Below are 16,320 nucleotides of genomic sequence, written 5' to 3' on the forward strand. Positions count from 1 at the left end.
GGGACATCAGACCAAAGGACATTGCGTGCAGACTCTTCAAGACAAGCTGTTCATCGCGGGAAAGTGGACCGCCCCGAGCACGCCGAACAGCATCTCAGTCATCTCTCCGCACACAGGAGCCCCGATCGCATCGGTGGCCGCCGCCGGGCCCGCCGATGTGGACAGCGCGGTCAATGCTGCACGCGCCGCGTTTGACAATGGGCCGTGGCCGCGGCTGACCCCCCAGGAACGCATCGAAGCCATCCAGCGAGTCGCCGGGCTCTACAAAGACCGCCGAGCCGAGATGGCCGAACAGATCACTGCCGAGATCGGCGCCCCGATCACTTTCTCCAAACGAGCACAAGTCCAGCTGCCGTTGATGCTGATGGCGGCGTTCAACAACGTTGCCTCCACCTACCCGTGGCACGAGTCGCGTCCCGGCTTTTACGGCGGTGACATCTCGATCACCCGCCACCCGGTCGGTGTCGTGGCCGCGGTCGTCCCCTGGAACATGCCGCAGTTCCTCACCGTGGGCAAGATTATTCCGGCATTGCTGGCGGGCTGCACCGTGATCGTCAAGCCGGCCCCGGAATCACCGCTGGACGCACGACTTCTGGCCGAGATCATCGAGGCTGCCGACCTGCCTGCAGGCGTCGTCAGCTTCCTGCCCGGTGACAGCGAAGTAGGCGCCCGACTTGTGGGTCACCCTGGTGTCGACAAAGTGTCGTTCACTGGCTCCACTGATGCCGGCCGCCACGTCGCCCAGGCCTGCGCATCGCATCTGACCCCTGCCAGCCTTGAGCTGGGGGGTAAATCGGCGGCGCTGATCCTAGATGACGCCGATCCCACGACTACGGCCAAAGCCATCGTGCAAGCCAGCCTGGCCAACAGCGGACAGGTCTGCAATGCACTCACTCGGATTCTCGTGCCCGCCGAGCGCGAAGCCGAGTACGTGGAAGCGTTTGTCACCGAAATGGATTCGCTGGTTGTGGGCGATCCCGCCGATGCGGCGACGCAGATCGGGCCGCTGGTGAGTGCCCGCCAGCAAGCCCGTGTCCGCCACTACATCGACGAAGGGACCCGCGAAGGTGCGCGGCTGGTGACCGGCGGCCCGGATATGCCCGCCAACCTGACACACGGCTGGTATGTGCGGCCCACCTTGTTCAGTCAGGCCCACAATCAGATGCGTATTGCCCGCGAAGAGATCTTCGGTCCCGTGCTGACTGTCATTGGCTATCGCGACGAGGATGAGGGCGTCGATATCGCCAACGACTCCGACTACGGGCTTGCCGGCGCGGTCTTCACCACCGATATCGACCATGCCCGCAGCGTCGCCTCACGCGTGCGCAGCGGATCTTTCGGCATCAATCAGGGCTACATCATGGACCCGCTGGCGCCGTTCGGTGGTGTCAAAGCCAGCGGCTACGGACGCGAACTTGGGCCCGAAGGCTTGGCCGGATACCTCTACAGTCAGTCGACTTCGGTCGCCCGGCCCAGCCAGTGATCCCCATTTACCCTGCGCGCACCTGAAACGGATATTGCCAGCGATGACACATTTCTCTCCGTTGCCCCTCGACCAATGGCCGGTCGAAATGCGCGACGCCATGTCAGCGATGACCCCACCCAATCCACGCTACGTCGTCTCGCGCAGGCCAGACGGACCCAAAGCGCTAAACATTCTGGGGATGCTCGCCCACCACCCTGCGCTGGCCAAGGCATTCTTCACGTTCAATGGTCACCTGCTGCGCGCCACAACGTTGAGCGAGCGCCAACGTGAGCTGTTGATCCTGCGCGCTGCGGCAGTTCGCGGTGCCGAATACGAGTTCGCTCAGCACTTGGTTCTCGGGCAGGACGCCGGTGTTAGCGCCGAAGAAATCCCTTGGATCGCTTGGGGTCCAGATGCCTCGATCTGGACCGAGTCCGACGCCGCCCTGCTGAGAGCAACCGATGAACTGATCAGCGCCGGGGCGATAGACAGCGACACCCTCTCGACGCTGTCACAGCACCTAGACGTTCGGCAGATCCTGGATGTCATCTTCACTGTCGGGGCCTACGAGACTCTGGGTTGGATGCTGCAGAGCTTTGAAGTCGAACTCGACGAAGACATCCGTAAGGCGATCGGAGTTCGTGAGTCGCCATCGTGACAAATATGGCAGATCCCGTTGCGGCTCAATGGATGAGTATCCCATTCAGAAACAAGCTCACCGCTTGTTGCAGGTGCCGCTCATTCTGCTCAGCGGTCCGGAATATCCCGAAGTCGGCAAACCGTCCCGGAAGTGCTTCGACCATGGCCAAGAAATGCTCGGCGGCCAGTTCGATGTCATCGACTTTGAGCACCCCTTCGGCCTGATACCGGCGCAGCAGTTCGGTCACCACCCGCTGGCGACCAGACCACATCATCGACTCCGCTGTCACCGAAAACTCAGGGAAGCGACCGATCTCGTTCATCGCAATGCGTGCCAGGCGCACGTTCTGCGGGTCAACGGCCCGCTCCAGCGCGACCCGGCCGACGGCGAACAGTGCGCCTTCCAGGTTCTCGCCGCTGTCGATCTCGGCAGCACGAGCCTCGAAACGTGACAATGCCCAGGGGATGACGTCGACGAATACCGCGCGCTTGTCCGGATACCGCGCATACAGGGACCGTTTGGTGACGCCGGCGGCCTTGGCGATCGATTCCATTGTGGCGCCGTCATAGCCGCACTCGACGAACGTCGCGACCGCTGCCTTGCGGACGGCGACGTCGAGTTCTTTGGCTTCGGCCTGTGTCGGCCGACCTCGGCGGGTCGTCACAAAGAACAAAATATACTCGATCGGCTACTTTGTCTGGACTTGGTCGGGTATCGGCGTGCCATTGGGCCGGCTTAGCCTCGATCCGTGGACTTGAGTGATTGATGTGTCTGCCGTGGCTGGTTGTCGTTTGGTGGGCTTGTGAGCGTGACGTAACCGCTGGTCTGCCCAGCTTTTCCCTGTGCGCTCCGGTAGGGGCCTATTCGGCCAGGTGGTCAGGTGGTGGCGGTGAGTGGTGGGCTGTGGCCGATGGTGTTGCGCCACAGCGTAAGCCAGTGGTCAGCCCAGGGCCAGTGGCTCGGTAGGTGCAGAAGGGGTCGGCGTTGCGGTCGGACCAGGCGTGCGGGGACGGTGATGAGCTTGCGGCGCAGTGTGGCGCCCCGGGCGACTGCGTGGGCTCCACCGGCCAGGACGCCGGCGGCGCGCAGCAGGTTGTGGGCAATAGCGGCGCACAGGATCCACGCCGAGTTCGCTCCGAAACGTCCCGAAGGCATGTGAGCCAGGGGTCCATCGATCAGGTCGGCGAACACGGTTTCGATGATCGCGTGGCGGCGGTGGGTGATGTCGGCCGCAACGGTGGGTTCGTCGGTGTCGGTGAAGAACGGGTGATACCGCCACACCGGAAACAGCGCATCAGGAAAGCGGGCATCTTTGACCCGACGCACGATCAACCGGGCGGTCATCGGGTTGTCGGTGGAGGTGAAGGCGGTGTAGGTGGTCTCGGCGACTTCGGCATCGGAGATCCAGGCTCCCGTGTCGGGATCACGGACCGCTCCGGGGTATTCCACTGCAATCCAGGCGCTCTCGTCGATGGACTCGATGGCTGCAGCGACGGCGCGGGTCTTGGTCAGCACCAACGAGAACTGGGCACCGGCGCGGCGGCAGGCTGTGGCCACGGTGCTGTTGCCGTAGGCCGAATCGCCGCGCACCACAATCTGGCCGGTGACCCCGGCGGTGCGGGCGGTGGCGACGGCTTGGGCGATCATCCGGGCCGCACCCTTGCCGGAGTTGGCCTTCCCGGCTCGCAACCGGGCGCCGGTGATCACCGGCGCACTCGTGGCGGTGCTGATCGTGGTGACCAACGGCGACAGGCCCTTGCGCAGGATCTGCTTGCCCGCGATTTTGGTGTGTCCGTAGGAAGCACCTTGTTTGGCGTGGCCATAGACCGGACGCAGCAGTGAGTCGATGTCGAGGAACGCGCGCTCGTCGGCGCCAGGCAACAGATCGACCCGCGCGCAGAGTCCGGCCAGGTGCTCGCGCAAAACCGATTCGAGCTGGCGGGCGTGTCCGAAAGTAAACTCGCGCAACAAAGTTCCGATGGTCGAGGGTGCATACACGCCGCCGAACAGTGTCTTCATCCCACCTGCCCGCACCAGGTCGAGATCGTCAATGCAGTCCGCACCGGCACACATGCCCGCGATGACTGTGCTCAGCTTCGGTGCCGGGTTGGCCGCCCCGGACTTGATCCTCGGCTCGGCAATGACCACCTTGTCACGTAATAGCTGCGGCAAGGCAGTCTGGGCCGCCAGGGTCATCACCGGGACCAATCCAGCACAGGACACGAGATGGTCATCATCGAAGACCGCCGACGACACAGCGAAACTATGGGACACTTTCACCGGAAGTGCCTTTCTGACCTGGACTGATTAGTGCGTCGAGAACACCAATCTTCCCAGTTCAAAGGGCACTTTCCTCATTCCGACACCCTGCGACCAGCCGATACATCGGTGGATCGAGGCTTAGACGTCCAAGAGGGTCAGTTGGTCGGTGCGCAGTGCGGCCACTACCCCACCGTCGACAAACACGTCGATACCCGTGACGAAGCTTGACTCTGAGCCCAACAGGAACGCTGCTGCCGCGGCGATGTCATCCGGGGTCGCCGAACGTGCCAGGCCAGCAGTTCCGGGCAGGGCTGAGCTAATGTCGTCGGGGTCACGCCGGGCGGGCATACGTCCGATGGCACCGCGGCTGATGGAGTTGACCCGCGCCCCCCGCCAGCCCCACCGGACCGCGGCTGCTTGAACCAGCGTGCGCACGCACTGATGGGCGAGTGCATACGCCGAGGCAGAGTCGCTGAATTCGGCGGGATCAGTGAAGTCAAGTAGCAGCAATTCATCGGCCCACACCGCGGCGAGCGTCTGCTCTTGTTCGGCTGTCAACGGCTCGGCGAGATAGCCGGCCATGCTAGACACGACCACACCTGAGGTGCCGCGCGATACGACGGTGCTCAACACCTCCAGCGCGACGCCGACTCCCTGCAAGTTCACGGCGAGGATCTCTGCCGGGGGCGCATGCGTCGGGCTCACATGGACGGCGATGGCGACCTGGCTGATGCGCCCGGCGGCAGCGGCCACACGGGCCAGATCGCACACCGAGTCACGCACCGAGATGTCGACGACCCGGGCGACGACCTCATGCCCCTCGTCGGCCAGCGCACCAGCCAGCGCATGCAACGTTGCCTCGTCGCGGTCAGCCAGCACGATTGTCTTGCCGGGCCCCTGACGCCGCGCGATGGTCGCGCCCACAGTCCCGGCGCCGATCACCACGACGGCGTCATTGTTGATGCCAGAGACGTCCATGTCAGTGACCTTGGGCGACCCAGTGCCTGTGAACTGTCATTCGAATTCTCCGATCGAGCTGATGTGGGCGAGGTCGACATCGTCGTCGGCCATCCAGTGCACCAGGCGCTGCAGCGGATACATCGCATCGTGTGGGCTGCCCAGGGCGTGGGCATTGGCTGTTCCCAGTCGGCACAGACGTTGGGCGCCCGCGGCAGCCAGTCGGTCCCGTAGCTGTTGTTTGCGCGCGTAGGGATAGACGCCGATCGTCTGGGTGGCAACGTTGACATACTTCACAGCGTCATCGAGAGCCTCGACGAGGACGACGTTCGATGTCTTGTTGGAGGGATGGAAGTTCACCGGAGCGTCCGAGAGGATCACCAAACCGCGGCCATCGAATCCGCCCCAGGTCTTCAGATCGCCCATCGCCGTCATGATCTCGACTTCTTCGCGAACCTCGGTGGGCAACGGCATTGCTTGTGCTGAGGCGTAGGTTCGGTCCACGCCGAGCCGGCTGAGAAGCTTGGCGCAGAACTTTTCGACTTGCGCCGGGTCGCCTTCGGCGAACACGAATCGGCTTGCCAGGCAGGCCTCCTGGTTGAACACTGTGGTGTCAAGGGCAAGCCGCTCAGCGACGTCATCCATGGCCTCCTCGGACTCGAATGCTTCACGGCCGATCATCGAGATTGAGGACTTCGGGTCGAAAGACACCAGTTGGATGCCTGGGCCGAGGTAGCGGATGACGTTGTTGATTGCCGGCCCTCCGCCCCAGGCGACAATCTTGTCGAAGTACTGGGGCCGGTACAACGTCCGTTCGATCGTTTCGTCGCCGCCCTGCCAGTACACCGCGTTCATTGAGCGCACCACCGGATGGGTTGCGTCGATGTCGGCCATCGTGCGCAGCACCGCGACGGTGGTGAACGGATCACTCGACGGCATCTTGAACAGGCTGATCGCCTTGACGATCGCGCCTTGAGCAATCGAGGCCACGCAGCCGGCTGGAGCGTTGCCGGCGAGCATGTGCACGATCCGTGGCGGGAAGGCCCGCAGCGCCAGCTTGCTGCCAAACGGGTCGGTCTTCTCTACCCAGCCGTCGAGAGCCTCGGGCTGGGCAAAGTTCGATTCGACCATGCTCTCCAGCAGTGGTCGGCTCAGATACAGCGGCGCCTCCCGATAGAGGTTTTCCACCACCCGACGCGGCAACGGATTGGTCGCTGCGATGTACTCCAAACATTCCTGCAGGTACGGATTGCGGTCCAACTGCAGCTGTTGGCCCACCTCAACCAGGAAGTCGATGATCTCCGACAATGGGGTGTCCAGCAGCGGTGGCAGCTGGGACCGCGGCGTCACGATCGCATCGAGATCAATTGCCGGTGTGGAAAAGTCAGCGCCAAGATCACGGGAACGGTGCTGCACGTCGGCGCCTTCGACGACACGCCCCTGGACGAAGTGAGGTGCAGATAGCACCTGTCCGGTGACTGAACTCACGACACACCCCGCACGTAGGCATCGATACTGCCCGCGCAGCTGATCTTGTCGCCGTCAGGCAGATCGGCGAAGCGCAGAATCTCGCGTGCCACCGTCGGGCCCTGGTGCCCGCAGGCACACTTGCCGAAGCTGATCGCGACCTTGTCGCCGCTGATGATGCCGCCCCAGCGGCCCTCGATCGACAGATCCATGAACGCCGCGCGGGCCTCGATCTCGCCGTCGCCAGCATCGAGCAACTGCTCGCCACTGACGTCCAGCGGCAGGGCGATCACCCAGGGTGCGATGTGGTAGCGCTTAGCCTCACACAACGGGAATGTCGAGTTGATCTCACGCATGCTGTACATGTGATACATCCGGTTTTCGGCGACATTGAAGGTCTCCAGGATGTATTCGTGGAAGTTCTCAGGTAACACGGCGCCCTTGAGACCGCCAGCGACAAACATCGAATTGTCGGGGTGAAAATCTGTGCCGCTGAAGCCTTTTGCGCGGACAGCTTCGGCGATCGGATACAGCTGGCCGTACATGCCGCTGACCATGATCGGATGGCCACGCGCTTCGATGAGCGCCTCGACAGTCTTGTCGGCCGATTCGGTCATTTCGGTGCCGCGTTTGTGGGCGATCTGTTCGAACTCGGCGATCTCGGAAGGCAGCGCGGTACCGTCGGCGATCTTGCGGCGCAACACGATCATCTCGACCATGCCGCCGACGGTGATGGGTTCGGAGCCGAACTGGTAGGGCTCGACATCGGGGGCGATCGCGGCAATCATCGCATTCTTGATCGCGTTTTCGCGTGGCGCGGCGAACTGCGGTCCGATGCCGAAGAACTTGCGCGTCGGATCGGGTTTGAGGCCCATCGCCCACACGATGCCGTCAGCGTTACCTCGCGCAGAGAAATCGATATCGCCTTCGGTCCCGCTGAGGATGGCGGGCTTGCCGGTGGTCCCGCTCGAGCAGGATAGATAGTGTCCGATGCTCTCCATGCGATTAATCCACTCGTCGAGAGTGGAGACACCCTCGTAGCTCACGTTCTCGACCGGTCGGGCGGACACGGTGTTGAGCCAGCGACCCATCCGGTCCCATTGACCTTCGGTGAGCCAGCCTTCGGAGTAGCTTTTGTAGGTGGTGTGGGCCAATAGCAATGGAACGAGGTCGGCCAGCGTGCCGATCCCAGCAATTCCACCGGACTCGGCGCGGTTGCGCAGCAGGCCTATGGAGCCGATCTGGCTTTCGAAGCGTTCGTTGGCCGCCGCGAGTTGATCGGCGAGCAGGTCTCCTGGGGCGTGGTGGTAGCAGTCGTCGGTGCCCATGAGAGCCATGAGACGTTCGGTCGCTGATGTCATTGTTCTCCCTTGGTGCTGGCGCGATGCCGCCTCGGCGCCAGCCTCATATAAGTAAACGTCTAAGTATATTTAGGCGCAAGTGCGGGCGCCCGTCACCTTGCTCTGCGGCCGCCCCCGCACTCACGGACGTTGGTGTACTGCGCCCTGTTCGGCCGCTTGCCGTGCGATCCGCTCGTCGTGGATACGGACCAATTCACGGAATCCGATCCGCGGGTACATCGGCTTGGGCTGAACGCCCCACTCGTCGAGCGCAGTGTTGATTCCGGCAGCTTCGGGCGGGCCGCCGAACGGGGGGCCCGGGAAGTCGTAGGGGTGCTTGCACTCCAGGGTGTCGTCGTTGTAGCGCACTTTCATCAGCTCGCTGCAGATGTCGCGGAACCCCAAGGTGGGATAGCCGTAGTAGATCATGATGAACGGCAGAGTGAATGCGCCCTCGATGACCAGGGCGGTAAGGCAGATGAGGATGCCGCGCTGCAACCACTTGTGCATGTTGGACCACTCTTTGGTGGTACCCAACGGCAGTGTCTTGTCTTCGGCTCCGGCGGCCGCGGACTCGTCGGTGTCAGGAGTTGGTGTTGGCATTGAATTCCCCTTATTCCGAGAAGATTTCGCGGTTGACGGTGTGTAGGTATGGGATCGCCAGGAACGGTGTTATGTAGACGATGTCGTAGAGCCACCATCCGATGACCGGCAGTGCGGTGCCGGTGTACCGAAGGTCGGCGTAGACGGTCATGTTCATGACGTAACCCACCCAGATCACCACGCCGAACCAGCACGTGACGATCAGCCACTGGTACCCCCAGCGCTTCATCTGCAGGAACGCGATGCCCGCGGCGATGCGCATGGGAAAGACGATGAGGATCAGGGCGAATTCCCAGCCTTTTTCGCCTGGGGCGCCTGATCCGCCGATCCACAGCTGGTTGTAATGCCAGAAGTAGCCCATGTCGAAGAGGTTGCCCCAGCCGGTGTAGAGCACCCGGTAGACCAGGGTGTGGTTGCCGACCATGTCCAGGATCCAGGAGCAATGATCAGAACCTGTGGATGAGCCTTGGTAGGGCGGCGTGAATGTGGGCGCGCCTTCCCGGGGATGATCACAAGTCCAGTTCGTTTCTGATCAAGACCGGCGTTGGCGCGCTGGTTGGGAAGGCACGCCCGTGCTCACCGTAGTTCACGATGTCGCGCAGGCCAACGACACCCGCAGCGGTGCCGGTCGGTCGTTGTTGGATGAGATTGTCCGCGACGGTGCCCGGCAGATGCTGGCCGCCGCTTTGCAGGCCGAGGTCGCCGCCTATGTCGACCAGTTCGTCGATCAGGTCGACGAGAATGGGCACCGGCTGGTGGTCCGCAACGGCCACCACAACGTCCGGGAGGTGCTCACCGGCGCTGGGGCGATCGAGGTGAAGGCGCCGCGGGTCAACGACAAACGGGTCGATCCGGAAACCGGTGAGCGGCAACGATTCTCGTCGAAGATACTGCCGGCGTGGGCGCGTAAGTCCCCGCAGATGGCCGAGGTGCTGCCGTTGCTGTACCTGCATGGCCTGTCCAGCAGCGACTTCGGTCCGGCGTTGGAGCAGTTCCTCGGCTCGGGGGCGGGGCTCTCGGCTCCGGCGATCACCCGACTGACCGCGCAGTGGCAGGACGAGGCCGCCGCGTTCGGCCGCCGGGACCTGTCGGGCACCGATTATGTGTACCTGTGGGTGGACGGCATCCATCTCAAGGTCCGCCTGGAGCAGGACAAACTGTGCCTGCTGGTGATGCTGGGGGTGCGCGCCGACGGCCGCAAGGAACTGGTCGCGCTGACCGACGGGTACCGCGAATCAGCGGACTCGTGGGCGGATCTGCTGCGGGACTGCCGGCGCCGTGGCATGCGCGCCCCGGTGCTCGCGGTCGGGGACGGTGCTCTGGGGTTCTGGAAAGCGGTCCGTGAGGTGTTCCCCGATACCCGTGAGCAGCGGTGCTGGTTTCACAAGCAGGCCAATGTCCTTGCCGCACTACCGAAGTCGGCGCATCCGGGGGCGATCGCGGCGATGCGGGAAATCGCGGGCGCCGAGGACATCGACCACGCGCAGGTCGCGGTCAAAGCCTTCGAACTGGACTACGGCGCCAAGTTCCCCAAGGCCGTGGCCAAGATCGTTGACGACCTCGATGTGCTGCTGGAGTTCTACCACTATCCCGCCGAGCACTGGGTACATCTGCGCACCACCAATCCGATCGAGTCGACCTTCGCCACGGTCCGGTTGCGCACCAAGGTCACCAAGGGGCCGGGTTCCCGCGCGGCGGGTATCGCCATGGCCTACAAGCTCATTGACGCCGCACAAGCCCGCTGGCGGGCGGTGAACGCCCCGCACCTGGTCGCCCTGGTCCGGGCCGGAGCGGTGTTCCACAAAGGCAAACTGCTCGAACGACCCGTCGACATCACCCCACCCGAACCGGCCGACAACCCGGCCACCCCGACCGGAACGGAGGTCGCCTGAAAAACACCAATCCACAGGTATTGACAATTACTCGGATCCAGCCCTGGGTGTTCAGACCGGCGTCGAGGATGATGCAGTAGCCGATCAGCGTCACCATGATTGGCCGGACCGACAGGCCGGCCTTGGTGGCGATCCGCATCTTCTTGAGTCCCCAGAGGAACAACGGGAACCCGAAGATGCCGGCGGCGTTGGTGCCCATGAGCAGCACGCCGGCGATGAGCCATTTGTCAGCGCTGCGCTGGGCCAGGCGACTCTGCTCCATGTGGTCGTCGTAGCCGCCAGCCAGCCTGCTGCCGGCCGGCTTGGGCGCCGCGCTCTTGTCGGTTTTACGGTTCAGTATCGGAAGGTTCATGTGCTATCCCCAATAGCCGCGGGTAAATGACATGTGTAGTTGGATGCCGATGTGGATGAGCAGATAGCCGTAGATGAAGATCTGGAACACGATGAGCGCTCTTTTCTTCTGCCGGTCTCTCTCGTTCATTGCTTGCCCGCTCCCTTCTGATTAGCGATCTGCGGATGTTCCGGCTGCGAGCAGGCTCGCAGCCGCGGTCTCGCGGAGTCCCGCGGCGATATCGCCGTCGCGACTCAGTGGCGCGAGCACGCACACTTCGGCGGCTTCGAATTCGTCGGCGCCGCCGGCTATCAGCTGGGCGGCGTTGACCAGGACCCTGGTCGAGGGGGGTTCGAAGTGGTAGGCATCATCGGCGGTGCGAATGCTGGTGGCGCAGCGTACGAGTCGCTGCGCGGTTGCCTGCCCGACACCGGATTCGGCAACTAGCACGGCCACCTCGCGTCCGGGCGGCAAGTAGTCCATTGCGATGGTGACGAAGCGCTGCCGGAACGAGGGCTTGAGTTCTTTGAGGGAGCTGCGATAGGCCGGGTTGTACGAGCAGACCAGCATGAATTCGTCTGGCGCGGCGAGGACTTCACCGGCCCGGTCGAGAAACAGGGTCCGGCGGTGGTCGGTCAGCGAATGCAGGATCGCCAGTGAGTCGTGGCGCGCTTCGACAACCTCGTCGAGATAGCAGATTACCCCTTCCTTCACCGCGCGCGTAAGCGGACCGTCGGTCCAGGTCACGTCACCGCCGGTGACGAGGAACCGCCCAACCAGATCGGAGCTGGTCAGATCATCGTGGCAGCTGATGGTGATCACCGGACGCCCGAACTGGGCGCCCATGTGCTCGACGAAACGGGTCTTGCCGCAGCCCGTCGGGCCGGTCAGCATAACCGGCAGCTTCTGCAGGTAAGCCTGGGCGAACAGGGCAACTTCGTTGCTGTTGGGCTGATACCTGTCTGAGGCCATGGCGTCTTTCGATTCGGGGGGGGAACTAAGCTGCGACCAGTTCGCGGTGAACTCGAGCAAGAACATCGGGAAGTTCGTCAATCCGCCTGATGCGGCGCGACTTTCGAGACCCGAAGACCTCTGGGAGAGGGTCTACCCGCGTCGGGCCGACGCCGATGTAATAGATCGAAATGCCGGCCTCTTCGGCCTCTTCGACCGCATGGGCCACATCAGCCCAGGCATAGCGCCCCTCGTAGCCTTCGTCCGAGATCAGCCCATCGCCGATGACGATCAGCAGCCGGCGTTCGGACGGCTGGCGTAGCAGTCGGCTGACGAGATGGCGTATCGGCGCTCCCAGCCGGGTGTAGCCACCGGTGGTCAGACCCATCCCGCTGGGGACCACAAGTCGTGGTTCGTCGAAGTCCTTGAGGCACTGCACTTCTACGCGGTGTCGGGTGTTACCACTGAAGACGAAGACCCCATGACGCTCACGGGCGGACTTCATCGCCCGCGAGAGGGCATCCGCGCAGGCGAGTTCCAGGCGAAACATCTGACCCTGCCCCACGCCGAGTGACGAGCTGCCGTCGAGCAGCAGCGCCGTTGTCACGTCCCGGTATCCCGGTAACAGGTCGCGGAATACCCGCGCCTCGGATGCGTGGCCAGTGAGCGTGTCGATGTAATGGTCGACGTAGCGGTCGACGTCCAGGTCGCAGCCGTCGTCAAGGCCGTTCCGGTACACCCGATGTGTCTGCTCCTGGAAGAAGCGTCGGACCTCCACCGGGACGGGACGTTGGGCGTGCGACTTGGCCGGCACCTTTCGTTCCAGCACCGCGACATACTCGGGCAGGAAGCGTTCGGTCCAGGCGTTCCACTCCGGGTAGGGAATGCCGTAGCGCTCGTCGGCGCGGATGTCGAGTTCTTCGTCATCCTCGGGACGGCTCGGTGACGGCAGATTCGGGTTGCGAACCCCGCCCTCACCGGCCACGGGTACGGAGTAGCCGATCCGCAGATGAGTCTTCTTCGATCCCCAGGGCAACCGGCCCCGTATCCGGATGGCAGCAGCTGCCAGACCGCGCGCCGCGGGGGTGGATGGTGTGAGCTTGCCGAGCAGTGGATAGTCGACGAGCTCAGTACGGGATTCGGCGAGATTTCGAGCGCGGTCGATGATCTCCTCGGCCTGAGTGCCGCCTGCGATCGGTTCGAGTTCGGGTAGGTGGCGACGGCATTCCCCGAACAGGCCGGGCCACTGCTCCGCCACCCATCCGAGGGCGACGGCCCCTTCGGTAAGTGTCAATGCCTTGGTTTCGCGTGGATTGAGTTGCGGTAGTGCGCAGTTGGCGACGATATCCTTGGAGGGCGCACATTGCAGTGCCACACCGCAGGTCATCGTCCGGGCCGTCCAGTCCTGCTGTGGAGCCGGGAAGGGCACTTCGACCAGACTCCGACTCGCATTGATGCCGAAGTGTGCGTGTTCTCCAGAGACCAACCGAACTCCGTGGCGGCGGCCCTGGGAAAGGCTGACCGCGACCAGTCCAGACGACCGTTCGACCGTCATCGGTGAGCTAACGACCCCGGCACCTGTCATGTCGTCACCGCCGAGGCCGCAGGTCCGGCAAGGGTGCCTAGAAGGTTCCGATTTTGTCCATTATCCAGTACCAGAAGACACACAGGCCGGCGGCGCCGCCCCAACCAATCGCGAGCCTCAGAATGTCCTGCCACATAGTCGAACCGTCCTTTCGCAGTGTTGGTGAACTTCGATGTCATCGAGCCTCCAGCCCGCGACGAGTGCTAAGAACAAACGTCTCCAGCAATTGCGCCCGAGCAGCCTTGGGCTGGTGGCTGGTGACCAGCAGTGAGTACAGGCCCAAGAGGAAAAACAGCGCACTCTGCATCGCCTCAACGTCGTGGTGCACGTGTCCATTCGCCTGAGCGCGCTCGATCTGCCTGCTGAGTCGTGAGACCAGCGGATGTTCCACCGGCTGGGTGTATCCCGGTGGCCGGCTCACCGAGAAATGCATGGCCAGAACGTCTCTGAAGAGCTTTGTCCCCATCCGCGTTTCCGAGGCAACGACCAGCCGGACGATTTCACTGAGCACCGCCCACAGATCCCGGTCAGTTCTCAGGAAGCGCTCCAGTTCGGAATCGAGCCGGACTACCAGGTTGCCTTCGACCTCCTCGAGGACGTGCTCCTTGGTCGGGAAGTGGAAGTAGAACGTTCCGATGGCCACCCCGGCCGCAGCCACAATGTCGCGGACATCGGCATCGGCCATTCCGGTTCGTTTGAACTCAGCGATGGCAGCGTCGAGTATCCGCTGACGCGTCTCCAAACGCTGCACTTCACGCCTGCTTTGGCGTGCATCTGTGTCGGTCATCACACGTAGTTGTAGTACGTTCACTGAGTTATGTCAATGAACTTTGTCATCGAAACGATTCAGTAAAGGTTTGGAGATTGGCGGGAGCAGATGGCGCAAACCAAGGTTGGCCCCAAAGCACGCGAGCTCAGGGGGCTGCAAACACGTGAGCGTCTACTGGGTGCGGCGGCCATCGAGTTCGCGCGGGCCGGTATGGCCGATGTCCGGGCCATCGTCTCTGCGGCCGGCGTCGCTCAGGGGACCTTCTTTTTCCATTTCCCGACCAAAAACACGTGCTGCATGAACTGGAACGTCGCGAAGAGCAGCGCATGGCCAAGCAGTTCATGACCGACCAGCAACAGAACGGTCATGACCTGGCGGGCGCGCTTCGAGGAGCCATCGGGCTAGTGCTCGACATGAAGGAACGCCTCGGGCCTCTGCTGTTCAAAGACTTTCTTGCTCTGCATTTCTCACCGACCCGATCCGGCCAGGACGCTGGCCATGGTGAGCATCCGTTGATCACGCTCGTCTCCCGCGAGATTCACGAAGCCCGCACCAGAGGAGAAATCGATCGACCGTGAACCCGACGGACAGCGCCGCGTTCTTCCTGCTCGGCCTGTACGCATTATTGATCACCACCAACGAGCGGCCAGACCAGGCGGCAATGCTGCAGGACTATCTGACACGGACACTGCGCAGCCTTGCCTGCGATCTCACGGCAGCGCGTGTGCCCTCAGGAGGGTCAGTCGAGCGGTGCGGCTAGCTAACTGAGCCCAGTACCGATGTAGGCAGCTAATTCATCCCCCGCCACTCAAATGCCGATACCGCCGCGCTTCACGAGTTGCTTGGCGATGACACCCTTCTGGATCTCGTTGGTACCCTCGCCCACAATCATCAGCGGGGCGTCGCGGAAGTACCGTTCGACGTCGTATTCGGTTGAGTAGCCATACCCACCGTGTACACGCAGGGCGTCAAGCGTGATCTGCATGGCGATCTCCGAGGCGAACAGCTTGGCCATCCCGGCTTCCATGTCGCATCGTTCGCCGGAGTCGAACTTTTCAGCGGCGGTGAGCAATAGGGACCTCGCCGCGTACAGGCGAGTGCCCATGTCGGCGAGCATGTTGCCGATCGCTTGATGCTCCCAGATGGGTTTGCCGAAGCTCTCCCGGTCTTGGGCGTACTGCAGAGCATCGTCGAACGCCGCCCGTGCCACGCCCGTCGCGCGCGCGGCAACCTGGAGCCGGCCCACCTCCAGCCCCTTCATCATCTGGGCGAACCCTTTGCCCTCGGTGTCACCCAACAGGGCAGTCGAAGGCACACGGCAGTCGGCGAAGGTCAACTCGCACGCCTCGACCCCCTTGTAGCCGAGTTTGGGAAGGTCCTTGGAGATGGTGAATCCTGGAAGCTTTTCGACCAGCAGGATCGACACACCTGTATGCGCAGGGCGTGCGGCAGGGTCCGTTTTGCACAGCAACGCAACAAGATCCGAGCGGCGCGCGTTGGATATCCAAGTCTTGCTGCCGTTGATGACATAACGATCGCCCTCGCGGCGAGCCACAGTACGCATACCCTGCAGATCGGAACCACCGCCGGGCTCGGTGAGCGCCATGGTCGCCCGCAATTCACCGGTGGCCATCCGCGGCAGATACGCCCGCTTCTGCTCCTCGCTGCCAAACAGCAGGATGAGTTTGGAGACCACAGAGTGCCCGCCCATCGCACCGGCAAGACTCATCCACCCTCGCGCAAGCTCCTCGGCGACCTGCACGTAGCAGGGCATCGAAACCGCGCCATACCCGTATGGCTCGGGGATGCACAGACCGAAGATGCCGATGTCCTTCATCTTCTCGATCAGATCTTCGGGGTAGGTGTTTGCGTGTTCGAGTTCACGCGCTACGGGTTTGACCAGCTTGTCGACGAATTCGCGCACTGTCTCAACGAAAGCTTGCTCTTCAGCGCCCAGCTTCATAAATGAACTCCGATCTTGGGATTTCTCCGTCGCCCCCTGGCAAGGCGTCGTTCACGATGTTGCGCCTTGACGAGCAACACAAATATACGTCAAAG

At 62.9% G+C, this 16,320-nt stretch carries 15 protein-coding genes and 2 pseudogenes; 4 read left to right on the forward strand and 13 right to left on the reverse strand.

The annotated features are described in order from the left end of the window. Nucleotides 1-25: 25 nt before the first annotated feature. Together ACNQR1_RS00265 and ACNQR1_RS00270 are read left to right on the forward strand one after the other, a co-directional pair. Complete coding sequence (locus ACNQR1_RS00265) at nt 26-1,483, forward strand: aldehyde dehydrogenase (protein ID WP_418043174.1); 1,458 nt, start codon at nt 26-28, stop codon at nt 1,481-1,483. Between the two features lie 43 nt (nt 1,484-1,526). Beyond that, nucleotides 1,527-2,123, forward strand: coding sequence for a carboxymuconolactone decarboxylase family protein (locus ACNQR1_RS00270; RefSeq protein ID WP_418043175.1), 597 nt, complete (start codon nt 1,527-1,529; stop codon nt 2,121-2,123). Between the two features lie 25 nt (nt 2,124-2,148). On the opposite strand, the gene ACNQR1_RS00275 is transcribed toward ACNQR1_RS00270, so the two are convergent. The 7 genes and pseudogenes from ACNQR1_RS00275 to ACNQR1_RS00305 all read right to left on the reverse strand — a co-directional run. Next, the gene (locus ACNQR1_RS00275) at nt 2,149-2,769 is read right to left on the reverse strand and encodes a TetR/AcrR family transcriptional regulator (protein ID WP_418043176.1); all 621 of its coding nucleotides are present in this window, start codon (nt 2,767-2,769) and stop codon (nt 2,149-2,151) included. Between the two features lie 212 nt (nt 2,770-2,981). Continuing rightward, a complete protein-coding gene (locus ACNQR1_RS00280) occupies nt 2,982-4,385 on the reverse strand; it encodes an IS1380 family transposase (protein WP_025997282.1) in 1,404 nt (467 codons plus the stop codon). A gap of 120 nt (nt 4,386-4,505) precedes the next feature. Continuing rightward, complete coding sequence (locus ACNQR1_RS00285; RefSeq protein WP_418043177.1) at nt 4,506-5,345, reverse strand: SDR family oxidoreductase; 840 nt, start codon at nt 5,343-5,345, stop codon at nt 4,506-4,508. Nucleotides 5,346-5,381: 36 nt separating this feature from the next. After that, nucleotides 5,382-6,812, reverse strand: coding sequence for an acyl-CoA reductase (locus ACNQR1_RS00290; RefSeq protein WP_418043178.1), 1,431 nt, complete (start codon nt 6,810-6,812; stop codon nt 5,382-5,384). Next, complete coding sequence (locus ACNQR1_RS00295) at nt 6,809-8,152, reverse strand: hypothetical protein (RefSeq protein WP_418043179.1); 1,344 nt, start codon at nt 8,150-8,152, stop codon at nt 6,809-6,811. The genes ACNQR1_RS00290 and ACNQR1_RS00295 overlap by 4 nt, the downstream gene beginning before the upstream one ends. A gap of 120 nt (nt 8,153-8,272) precedes the next feature. Continuing rightward, nucleotides 8,273-8,734 (reverse strand): hypothetical protein, encoded by a 462-nt coding sequence (locus tag ACNQR1_RS00300; protein WP_418043180.1) that lies wholly within the window; start codon nt 8,732-8,734, stop codon nt 8,273-8,275. Nucleotides 8,735-8,744: 10 nt separating this feature from the next. Next, nucleotides 8,745-9,170, reverse strand: a pseudogene (locus ACNQR1_RS00305) (hypothetical protein); the annotation flags it as partial. Nucleotides 9,171-9,306: 136 nt separating this feature from the next. Between ACNQR1_RS00305 and ACNQR1_RS00310 the strand changes: the two are divergent. Then, on the forward strand, nt 9,307-10,626 hold the full coding sequence (locus tag ACNQR1_RS00310) for an IS256 family transposase (RefSeq protein ID WP_016894482.1): 1,320 nt from the start codon (nt 9,307-9,309) through the stop codon (nt 10,624-10,626). Here the strand turns inward: ACNQR1_RS00310 and ACNQR1_RS00315 are convergent. The 5 genes from ACNQR1_RS00315 to ACNQR1_RS00335 form a co-directional block, all read right to left on the reverse strand. Further along, entirely contained in the window at nt 10,568-10,978 is a 411-nt protein-coding gene (locus ACNQR1_RS00315) for a hypothetical protein (RefSeq protein WP_418043181.1), read from the reverse strand. The genes ACNQR1_RS00310 and ACNQR1_RS00315 overlap by 59 nt on opposite strands. A 3-nt stretch (nt 10,979-10,981) precedes the next feature. Next, nucleotides 10,982-11,107, reverse strand: a complete 126-nt coding sequence (locus ACNQR1_RS00320) for a hypothetical protein (protein WP_418043182.1) — start codon at nt 11,105-11,107, stop codon at nt 10,982-10,984. Nucleotides 11,108-11,128: 21 nt separating this feature from the next. Next, nucleotides 11,129-11,929: a CbbQ/NirQ/NorQ/GpvN family protein gene (locus ACNQR1_RS00325; protein ID WP_418050218.1), complete on the reverse strand. Its 801-nt coding sequence runs from the start codon at nt 11,927-11,929 to the stop codon at nt 11,129-11,131. A 25-nt stretch (nt 11,930-11,954) separates the two neighbouring features. Then, complete coding sequence (locus ACNQR1_RS00330) at nt 11,955-13,493, reverse strand: nitric oxide reductase activation protein NorD (protein WP_418043183.1); 1,539 nt, start codon at nt 13,491-13,493, stop codon at nt 11,955-11,957. A gap of 175 nt (nt 13,494-13,668) precedes the next feature. Beyond that, nucleotides 13,669-14,304, reverse strand: coding sequence for a TetR/AcrR family transcriptional regulator (locus ACNQR1_RS00335; protein ID WP_418043184.1), 636 nt, complete (start codon nt 14,302-14,304; stop codon nt 13,669-13,671). Nucleotides 14,305-14,370: 66 nt separating this feature from the next. Here ACNQR1_RS00335 and ACNQR1_RS00340 point away from each other — a divergent pair. Continuing rightward, nucleotides 14,371-15,022, forward strand: a pseudogene (locus ACNQR1_RS00340) (TetR family transcriptional regulator). 48 nt (nt 15,023-15,070) lie between these two features. Here ACNQR1_RS00340 and ACNQR1_RS00345 read toward each other — a convergent pair. Further along, nucleotides 15,071-16,225, reverse strand: a complete 1,155-nt coding sequence (locus ACNQR1_RS00345; protein ID WP_418043185.1) for an acyl-CoA dehydrogenase family protein — start codon at nt 16,223-16,225, stop codon at nt 15,071-15,073. Nucleotides 16,226-16,320 lie beyond the last annotated feature (95 nt).

The organism is Mycobacterium sp. 48b (assembly GCF_048282725.1).
Taxonomy (GTDB): domain Bacteria; phylum Actinomycetota; class Actinomycetes; order Mycobacteriales; family Mycobacteriaceae; genus Mycobacterium.

What these genes read in the sequence shown, in the direction of transcription:
- ACNQR1_RS00320 (WP_418043182.1), bottom strand. Translation starts at nt 11,107, where the DNA reads ATGAACGAGAGAGACCGGCAGAAGAAAAGAGCGCTCATCGTGTTCCAG.
- ACNQR1_RS00270 (WP_418043175.1), top strand. Translation starts at nt 1,527, where the DNA reads ATGACACATTTCTCTCCGTTGCCCCTCGACCAATGGCCGGTCGAAATG.
- ACNQR1_RS00345 (WP_418043185.1), bottom strand. Translation starts at nt 16,225, where the DNA reads ATGAAGCTGGGCGCTGAAGAGCAAGCTTTCGTTGAGACAGTGCGCGAA.
- ACNQR1_RS00325 (WP_418050218.1), bottom strand. Translation starts at nt 11,929, where the DNA reads ATGGCCTCAGACAGGTATCAGCCCAACAGCAACGAAGTTGCCCTGTTC.
- ACNQR1_RS00315 (WP_418043181.1), bottom strand. Translation starts at nt 10,978, where the DNA reads ATGAACCTTCCGATACTGAACCGTAAAACCGACAAGAGCGCGGCGCCC.
- ACNQR1_RS00330 (WP_418043183.1), bottom strand. Translation starts at nt 13,493, where the DNA reads ATGACAGGTGCCGGGGTCGTTAGCTCACCGATGACGGTCGAACGGTCG.
- ACNQR1_RS00300 (WP_418043180.1), bottom strand. Translation starts at nt 8,734, where the DNA reads ATGCCAACACCAACTCCTGACACCGACGAGTCCGCGGCCGCCGGAGCC.
- ACNQR1_RS00285 (WP_418043177.1), bottom strand. Translation starts at nt 5,345, where the DNA reads ATGGACGTCTCTGGCATCAACAATGACGCCGTCGTGGTGATCGGCGCC.
- ACNQR1_RS00295 (WP_418043179.1), bottom strand. Translation starts at nt 8,152, where the DNA reads ATGACATCAGCGACCGAACGTCTCATGGCTCTCATGGGCACCGACGAC.